The following is an 8280-nucleotide window of genomic DNA, read 5'->3' as shown; positions in this document are numbered from 1 at the left end:
CGAGCAGATCGAGGATCGGTTTCATCGCCGCCACGAGGAACTTTACACCTACGCCTCGCGCGGCCAGGAGGTCGTGTTCGTCAATGCGCGGGTCGCGGCGGTTGGCCGGGTATCGCAGCGTGGCCATACAGAAGTTGCGGCCAAGGCGGAGGGACTTTGCCCGGCGCGCCGCATACGGCAGGCATTCCTTGGCGGTTGGCGTGAAGTCCCGGTCTACGTGCTCGATGATCTCAGGCCGGGTCATTGCTTGACCGGCCCCGCGATCATCGAGGCCGAGACCACGACGGTGCTGGTCGACAGCGGTGATCGCGTCACCGTCAACGCGCTCGGCTGGCTGGATATCGCGCTGCGCTGAGGGCGTCGCGCTATCGCTTGGCCATTTGCCCGTAATTCAACAGCCCGCCCTTGTTCTTCGGCGGATGGGCGCGCAGGCCCTCCTCGTTGGGCTCGGTGCCCCAGCCCGGCCGGTCCGGAATGACGAGGTGGCCATCGATGATCTCGGGGACGTGCGTGAACAATTCGTGGTCCCAGGCCAGGCGGTCGATGTCGGTTTCCATGATCCGGAAGTTCGGCACCGCGGCGCAGAAATGCGCGTTCATCATGGTGCAGAGATGCCCGTAGAAATTATGCGGGGCGACGTTGACCTCGAATGCTTCGGCCGCCGCGGCGATTTTCATGGATTGCCAGACCCCGTTCCAGGGCGTGTCGATGATGGCGACATCGATCGCCTGCTCGGTGAAGTAGGGCAGGAATTCGCGCAAGCCCAGCAGCGTCTCGCAGGATGAAATCGGATGCGGGCTCTGGCGGCGGATGTAGCCGAGCGCCTGCGGATTGAAACTGTCGATCTCGACCCAGAACAGGTCCATATCCCTGATCGCGCGCAGAATCTTCAGATAGCCTTCGGTCTTGGCGTTGAAGTTGAGGTCGAGCAGGATGTCGATGTCGGGTCCCGCGCCGTCGCGGATCGCCTCCAGATGCATGCAGAGATCACGCAGCACCCGGCGGTCGACATTGATCTCCGGCTCGAACGGAACGCCGAAGCCCGGGCGCCAGCCCTGCGGCCTGCCGTCGGTGTAGACGAAGATGTTGGTCTTCAGCGCCGTGAAGCGTTTCTCGCGCACCTCGCGCCCGATCGACTTGACGCCGTCGAGATCGGTGATCGCCGGCTTGAACCAGTCGGGATGGTTGATGCGCCAGGTCGCGCAATGCGACCAGTAGACCCGGACGCGGTCGCGGATCTTGCCGCCGAGCAGTTCGTAGCAGGGCACGCCGAGCGCCTTGGCCTTGACGTCGAGCAGCGCGTTCTCGATTGCGCCGAGCGCCTGCGCCACCACGCCGCCGGCGGCCGGCCGCGTTGCCGAAAACAACTCGGCATGGATTCGTTCGTGCTGCAGCGCGTTCTTGCCGACCACGCGCGCCGAAAGCCGCTCGATTGCCGCGCTGACGCCGGGAGAGCCGAACCCTTCGTCGAATTCGCTCCAGCCGACGATGCCGTCTTCGGTCATGACCTTGACGAAGTGATAGTTCCGCCATCCGGCGTCGCAGGACAGGGTTTCGACGCTTCTCACATTCGATGTCTTGGTCATGATTTGCCCGGCAGGTTTTGTGATGTTCCGCGAGCGCCAGATCGGCCTCCGATGTCACCAATCTTCGCGGCAGCGTTTTTTGCAGCCCGATAACAACAACGGATTGATGGAGGGGTCAATCTGGCGCTTGGCGCTGTCGGCGAATTCCGTAACGCGGAACAACTTTCCGCTTGCATCCAGCAAGGTTTCGTAACTGATCGACCCGACTGCTCCAAACGGAACCCACCATGGCCTTCCATAAACTGCTGATCGCCAATCGCGGCGAGATCGCCATTCGCATCGCGCGCGCCGCCGGCGAATCCGGCCTTGCCAGCGTCGCGATCTATCCCGCCGATGATGCCGCATCGCGGCATGTCCGCGCGGCTGACGAGAGTCTTGAAATTCCGGGCCGGGGGGCAGGCGCCTATCTCGATATCGAAGCGGTGATTGTCGCCGCCAGGGCCACGGGATGCGACGCAGTGCATCCAGGTTACGGCTTTCTCAGCGAGAATTCGGCGCTGGCGCGGCGTTGCGCGGAGGAAGGAATTACGTTTGTCGGACCCTCGCCGCAAGCGCTCGACCTGTTCGGCGACAAGGCAAGGGCCAGGGCGCTGGCCAGGCGTTGCGGGGTCCCGATCATCGAGGGCACCGGCGGGCCGACGGGCCTGGACGAGGCCAAGGCGTTTTTCGCCTCCCTCGGTCCGGGCGGCGCGGTCGTGATCAAGGCGATCGCGGGCGGCGGCGGGCGCGGCATGCGGATCGTCGAGGAGGCATCGCAACTGGACGAGGCCTATGCGCGCTGCCAGTCGGAAGCCAGGGCGGCCTTTGGCAAAGGCGACGTTTATGTCGAACGGCTGATCCGCAAGGCGCGCCACATCGAGGTGCAGATCATCGGCGACCGGCACGGGGCGATCAGCCATCTCTGGGAGCGCGAATGCACGATCCAGCGGCGCCATCAGAAACTCGTCGAGATAGCGCCGAGCCCGTCACTGAGCGCGGCCTTGCGCTCGCGCATCATCGAGGCCGCCAAGCAGCTCGCGACCGCTGCGCGCTACGACAACCTCGGCACCTTTGAATTCCTGGTCGATGACGACGCCAGCGACGGCGACGCGGCATTCGCCTTCATCGAGGCCAATCCGCGGCTTCAGGTCGAACATACCGTCACCGAGGAGGTGCTTGGCGTCGATCTCGTGAAGGCGCAACTCGCGGTCGCAGCCGGCGCGACACTGGACTCGCTCGGGCTTGCACAGGCTTCCATCCCGGCACCGCGCGGCTACGCGATGCAGCTTCGCGTCAACATGGAAGTGATGGACGAGAACGGCGCGACCAGGCCGACCGGCGGGACGCTTGCCGTGTTCGACCTGCCGTCGGGTCCGGGCGTTCGCGTCGATACCTTCGGCTATACCGGCTACAAGACCAGCGCCGCCTTCGACTCCCTGCTCGCAAAGGTCATCGTTCATTCGCCGCGTGCGAGCTGGGCCGATGTGGTACGGAAGGCCGCGCGCACGCTGCGCGAATTTCGTATTGGCGGCCTCGAAACCAACATTCCGTTCCTCGCGGCCGTGCTGGCGCATCCGGATTTTGTCGCCAACCGGGTCAGTACAGCTTTTGTCGATAGCCATGTCGCGGCGCTGGTGACGGCGGCAAGGCAATTTTCGGGGCCGCTGCCCGGCGAAGACGCTGGTTCCCCCCGGCGTGCCGCGAAGCCTTCGACACCCGATTCCGCGCCCCAGGGTTCCGTCGCGGTGCCGGCGCCGCTGCAGGGCACGATCGTCGTGATCGACGTCGGGAAGGGCGATCTCGTCCGCCCTGGGCAGCGGATCGCCGTGCTCGAATCCATGAAGATGGAGCATCTCGTCATCGCGCCGCATGGCGGCAAGGTAACGAAAATTGCGGCCGGCGCAGGCGAGACGCTGATGCATGGCGAGCCGATCCTGTTTTTCGAACCGGCCGAGATCGATGGCGCGGATGTCGCCGAACAGGAGATCATCGACCTCGACCATATCCGTCCCGACCTTGCCGAGCTGATCGCGCGTCACGCCGTCACGCTCGACGAAAACCGGCCGGCTTCGGTCGCGCGCCGTCGCAAGACCAATCAGCGGACGGCGCGGGAGAACATCGCTCACCTGGTCGACCAGGGGTCGTTCGTCGAATATGGTTCGCTCGCGATCGCTGCGCAGCGAAGACGACGGAAGGTCGATGACCTCATCAAGAACACCCCGGCCGATGGGCTGATCGCGGGCGTCGCCACCGTCAATGCGGACAAATTCGGCGCCGAAGCCGCCCGCTGCATGGTAATCGCCTACGACTACACCGTGCTGGCGGGCACCCAAGGCCATATGAACCACAAGAAGATCGACCGCATGCTGGGCCTCGCCGAGCAGTGGCGCATGCCGCTGGTGTTTTATGCCGAAGGAGGCGGCGGCCGTCCCGGCGACACCGACCGGCTCGGCATGACCGGTCTTGACGGGCCGTCCTTCGTGCAATTTGCAAAACTCTCCGGCCTGGTGCCGGTGGTGGGCGTGGTGTCCGGCTATTGCTTTGCAGGCAATGCCGCGATGCTCGGCTGCTGCGACGTCATCATCGCGACCAGCAACGCGTCGATCGGCATGGGAGGGCCCGCGATGATCGAAGGCGGCGGCCTCGGCGTCTATCATCCCGCCGAGGTCGGGCCGGTGTCGTTCCAGTCGCCGAACGGCGTCATCGACATCCTCGCCGAAGGCGAGGCGGAGGCGACCTCGGCGGCGCAAAAATACCTGTCCTATTTTCAGGGCGCGTTGGCCTCCTGGCAGGCGCCGGACCGGCGCCGGCTGCGGCGGGCGATTCCCGAAAACCGGCTGCGCGTCTATGACATCCGCGCCGTGATCGATCTGCTGGCCGACCAAGGGTCGGTGCTGGAAATCCGCCGGGATTTTGGCGTCGGCATGATCACGGCCTTCATCCGCATCGAGGGAAAGCCGTTCGGACTGATCGCCAACAATCCCAGGCATCTCGGCGGCGCGATCGATGCCGAGGCCGGCGACAAGGCCGCGCGCTTCCTGCAGCTTTGCGACGCCTTCGACATTCCGATCGTCTCGCTTTGCGATACCCCGGGCTTCATGGTCGGGCCCGAGGCGGAGAAGACCGCGATCGTGCGCCACGTTGCGCGCATGTTCGTGACCGGCGCGAGCCTCACCGTGCCCCTGTTCGGCATCGTGCTGCGCAAAGGCTACGGCCTCGGCGCGCAGGCCATGATCGGCGGCGGCTTCCATGCGTCCTTCTTCACGGTGGCATGGCCGACCGGCGAGTTCGGCGGCATGGGCCTCGAAGGTTATGTGCGGCTCGGCTTCCGCAAGGAGATGGAGGCGATTGCCGATCCGGTTGCGCGCGAGGCCTACTACAAGGCCAAGGTCGCCGAACTCTATGCCAACGGCAAGGCGGTCTCGATCGCCTCCGTGCTGGAGATCGACGAAGTGATCGATCCCGCTGATACCAGGCACTGGATCATGTCGGGCCTGCGCTCAGTGCCGAAGCCGCAACCGCGAACTCATCGCAAGCGGCCGTGCATCGATGCGTGGTGAGCTATTCGTAGGGTGGGTTAGCGAAGCGTAACCCACCCTTCGCTTGCTGCATCCTGCGTCTTAATCCTCGAATTCTTCTGGGGTGACCACGGTGGGTTACGCTTCGCTAACCCACCCTACGGCTCTGCGATGGTGGGCACGCTTCCGCCTTCGCTCGTTGAGCTACGGCGGACAAGTCGCTTTGCCCACCCTTGTATTCTTAGATCTGAGACCGGTGGTGATGGGCCCCGGCGTTCGCCGGGACGACAGGAATGGCTTACCCCAGCATCAACTCGTCATACCCCTTCGTCGCCACCTCGTCGCATCGCGCGCGGTAGGCGGGGGCGCTGCCGCTGTAGCGCGCCACGATGCGGGTTTGCTTGCCTTCGATGTTGGAGTTGATGCCGGTCATCCAGGAATTGACCTCATTCGACAGCAGGCCTTCTCCGAGCGCCTTGACATGGTCGGTCCAGGACGCCACGCCGGCCGGCGTCGCCTCCAGCAGTGTCAGCCCGTTGTCCCGGGCGAAGCGGATCAGTCCGGTTACCCAATCGACGCTGTATTCGATGCTGCGCGGAATATTGCCGAGCGCGGTGTGCGGGCCCATCAGCATCATCATGTTGGGGAAGCCGTCGACCATCAGGCCGAGATAGGTCCGCGGCCCGCTCTTCCATCGCTCCTTCAGCCGCGCGCCGCCGCTGCCGCGAAAATCGATCCTGTCGAAACTGCCGGTGATGGCGTCAAAGCCAGTGGCGAAGATGATGATGTCGAATTCGTATTGCCTGGTGCTGGTCTTGATGCCGTTCGGCGTGATCCGCTCGATCGGCGTCTCCGTGAGGTCCACCAGCTCGACATTGTCGCGGTTGTAGGCCTCGTAATAGAAGGTCTCGAGCGGCAATCGGCGGGTGCCGAAACCATGATTTTTCGGAATCAGCTTTTCCGCGATTTTTGGATCCTTGACGCGCTGGCGGATTTTTCGCGCCACGAAATCACTGATGGTCGCGTTGGCCTTGCGATCGGTCAGGATGTCGCGGAAATTGCCCTGCCAGATGCCGAAGCCGCGCTCGGCATAGAGTTTTTCGTAAAACGCCTCGCGCTCCTCGTCCGATACCTCGAACGCCCCGCGCGGGTCCGGTGTGTGCAGGAAACAGGCAAAGGTCTCCTGGCACCGGGCGAACATCTCGGGATAGCCGGCCTTGATCTTGTTCTGGGTCTCGGCGTCGATCCTGCCGTTGTGCAGCGGCGCGCACCAGTTCGGCGTGCGCTGGAACACGGTGAGATGGCCGACCTCTGCGGCGATGGTCTGGATGGTCTGCACGCCGGTGGCGCCGGTGCCGATCACGGCGACGCGTTGGCCTGCGAAATCCACCGGCTCATGCGGCCATCGCGCGGTGTGGAAGGATTTTCCGGCAAAACTGTCCCGCCCCTCGATGCGCGGCAGAGTCGGGGTCGACAGCGGGCCGATGGCCGTGATCAGGAATCGCGTTTGGAAATGGCTGCCGTCCTCGAGCGTGACGTTCCAACTCCGCCTATCCTCCTCGTAAATGGCCGCGGCAACCCGGCTCTCGAACTGGATGTCGCGGCGCAGGTCGAACTTGTCGGCGACATGATTGAGATAGCGCAGCGTTTCCGGCTGGCCTGCGAAATGCTCGGACCAGTCCCACTCCTCCAGCAATTCCTTCGAAAACGAGTAGCCATAGGAATAGCTTTCGGAATCGAAACGGGCGCCCGGATAACGGTTCCAGTACCAGGTGCCGCCGACATTGGTGCCGGCCTCGAACACGCGCACCCGCAGGCCGAGCTCGCGCAGCCGGTAGAGCTGGTACAGGCCCGACATGCCGGCGCCGATGATGATGGCGTCGTAGTCGAGCGCCGGTGCGGCGGCGGACGAGGTCTGGCTCTGGCGCGAGGTGGTGGCCACGGGGCGTCGTTTCCCAAGGTGATGGATTGCCCAAAGCTAACCGGCTCGCGCCGGCAAACAAACCCTGCATCTGTGCGTGGCAGGGTTGCAGCGTTGCTCCGGGCAGGCATCAGCCGGCTTTACGAGGCACCGCTTCTGCCTCTATCGTCGGACGCCGACCGCCCGTCAAGCGGCGGAGGCGGGGGGAGCGACCCATGACCCAGGCAGAAGCGGTGCAGCGCGCCCTGACATCGATCGACATCAGCGATCCCCAACTTTATCAGGACGACACCTGGCGGCCGCTGTTTGCGCAGCTCCGCCGCGACGATCCCGTGCATTGGTGCGCGGCCTCGCCGTTCGGGCCGTACTGGTCGGTCACCCGCTACGACGATATTTTCCAGGTCGAGCTCGATCACGAAAACTATTCGTCGAGTTCGGAGTACGGCGGTATCCAGGTGACCGATCAACCCCTGGGTCAGGAGTTTTCGAACTTCATCAGAATGGATCCGCCACGTCATACCGCGCACCGCCGCACGGTCGCGCCGATCGTCGCGCCATCGAACCTGGTCAATCTCGAGCCGCTGATCCGCAAACGGACGTCCGATGTGCTGGACGCGCTGCCGCGTGGCGAGACCTTCGATTGGGTGGAGCGCGTCTCGACCGATCTCACCAACATGATGCTGGCGACGCTGTTCGATTTCCCGTGGGAGGACCGTACCAAACTGACCTGGTGGTCGGATGTGGCGATCGCCAATGTCGATTCGCCTGACGCCGTCGTGCATTCGCAGGACGAGCGTGTTGCCGAACTGACCAGGATGGGAGAATATTTCCGCAAATTGTGGGATGCGCGCGCCGGTAGCCCGCCAACCTTCGACCTGATCTCGATGCTGGCGCATTCCGAAGCGACCCGCAATCTGCAGGCGCGCGAATTCATCGGCACCATCGCGCTTCTGATCGTCGGCGGCAACGACACCACGCGCAATTCCATGAGCGGCGGGCTGATGGCGCTGGTGGAAAATCCCGCGCAGTTCGAGCTGGTGCGGAGCCGGCGCGAGCTGATCCCGAACCTTGTTTCCGAAATCATCCGCTACCAGACGCCGGTGCTGCACATGCGCCGCACCGCGCGCAACGACGTCGAGCTCGCCGGCCGCGGGATCGCCAAAGGCGACAAGGTCGTGATGTGGTACATCTCCGGCAACCGCGACGAGGACAAGATCGACCGCGCCGACGAATTCATCGTCGACCGCGCCAAGCCGCGACAGCATCTCGCCTTCGG

Annotated in this window: 5 protein-coding genes and 1 pseudogene; 3 read left to right on the top strand and 3 right to left on the bottom strand. The window is 64.2% G+C overall.

Annotated features, from left to right (window positions below; translation table 11 throughout):
- Positions 1-355, top strand: a pseudogene (locus WCE35_RS20740) (hydantoinase/oxoprolinase family protein); the annotation flags it as partial.
- Between the two features lie 10 nt (positions 356-365).
- On the opposite strand, the gene WCE35_RS20735 reads toward WCE35_RS20740, so the two are convergent.
- Together WCE35_RS20735 and WCE35_RS20730 are read right to left on the bottom strand one after the other, a co-directional pair.
- Entirely contained in the window at positions 366-1586 is a 1221-nt protein-coding gene (locus WCE35_RS20735; protein WP_424595188.1) for a mandelate racemase/muconate lactonizing enzyme family protein, read from the bottom strand.
- Positions 1587-1640: 54 nt separating this feature from the next.
- Positions 1641-1769, bottom strand: a complete 129-nt coding sequence (locus WCE35_RS20730) for a hypothetical protein (RefSeq protein ID WP_424595187.1) — start codon at positions 1767-1769, stop codon at positions 1641-1643.
- Positions 1770-1813: 44 nt separating this feature from the next.
- Here WCE35_RS20730 and WCE35_RS20725 point away from each other — a divergent pair, with 44 nt between their 5' ends.
- Entirely contained in the window at positions 1814-5125 is a 3312-nt protein-coding gene (locus WCE35_RS20725) for a carboxyl transferase domain-containing protein (RefSeq protein ID WP_424595186.1), read from the top strand.
- Positions 5126-5381: 256 nt separating this feature from the next.
- Here WCE35_RS20725 and WCE35_RS20720 read toward each other — a convergent pair whose 3' ends face one another.
- Complete coding sequence (locus WCE35_RS20720) at positions 5382-7025, bottom strand: flavin-containing monooxygenase (protein WP_424595185.1); 1644 nt, start codon at positions 7023-7025, stop codon at positions 5382-5384.
- Positions 7026-7219: 194 nt separating this feature from the next.
- Between WCE35_RS20720 and WCE35_RS20715 the strand changes: the two genes are divergently transcribed.
- Positions 7220-8280: cytochrome P450 (locus tag WCE35_RS20715; RefSeq protein ID WP_424595184.1), on the top strand; the 1061-nt coding region annotated here is incomplete at its 3' end.

It is taken from the genome of Bradyrhizobium sp. (genome assembly GCF_049691595.1).
Taxonomy (GTDB): domain Bacteria; phylum Pseudomonadota; class Alphaproteobacteria; order Rhizobiales; family Xanthobacteraceae; genus Bradyrhizobium.
This window is presented reverse-complemented; position numbering and strand designations above follow the sequence as displayed.

Excerpts from the sequence above, each read along its gene's own strand:
- WCE35_RS20735 (WP_424595188.1), bottom strand. The coding sequence starts at position 1,586 with ATGACCAAGACATCGAATGTGAGAAGCGTCGAAACCCTGTCCTGCGAC.
- WCE35_RS20725 (WP_424595186.1), top strand. The coding sequence starts at position 1,814 with ATGGCCTTCCATAAACTGCTGATCGCCAATCGCGGCGAGATCGCCATT.